Raw genomic sequence first — 687 nt, 5'->3', positions numbered from 1 at the left:
TTCACAGCAGAGCAAAATCTTAAAAACCTTACACTTTATAAAAGCGTTTGTTTATTTATCTTATGAAAAGCTGCTTTTAAAAACCAATGCTTGCAAGCTAAAAAGAACGTTTTTTGCAGATATTTATTGAATATGCATTTGCTTTTGATTGAATTATTAAAGCTACCGAGCGTTTTGATACGTTTGAGAGCAACAAAAAGCGTTTATAGGTTTTCTCATTCAAATGAGTGAGTAAAAATCAAACGCATCATTTACATTCCTTTTGATAAGTTTTCATAAAGATAATAGAGCGCTTGCAATATGATACGTTTTGTATATATGCACTGATTACTCCATTGTGGATGATTCATTTTAATCAATAAAAAACGCTATTTGAAAGCCGCGTCATATCACTTTCGACACGGCTTTTTTTTATGAATGCTATCTTTTATGATATGTTTATAGCAATGCATTTTATATGCGTTTATAACCATAAAGAATGCACGCCCCCATGTTTCTTTTTATTCTGTTTTATCAGTTATATTGACAACATTATCCCTTTCATACACCTCACATTTTTTTGGAACCAACCTTACTTTGCTTTTTTTATTGATTTTTGCATTGCCATAAACACGCCCCCAGATCGTTGCACAATATGAGATTTTAGCATTGCCATAAACAGAGCCATAAATCTCACAAGAGCCACTC

The 687-nt window shown here is 32.0% G+C and carries 1 pseudogene; it reads right to left on the bottom strand.

From position 1 onward, the window contains the following. Positions 1-500: 500 nt before the first annotated feature. Positions 501-687, bottom strand: a pseudogene (locus tag ACFIQC_RS10060) (hypothetical protein); the annotation flags it as partial.

This window comes from Bartonella sp. AA126HLJHH, assembly GCF_042197425.1.
Classification (GTDB): Bacteria; Pseudomonadota; Alphaproteobacteria; order Rhizobiales; family Rhizobiaceae; genus Bartonella.
The sequence above is the reverse complement of the archived record's forward strand: the minus strand, read 5'-3'. Positions and strand labels throughout refer to the sequence as shown.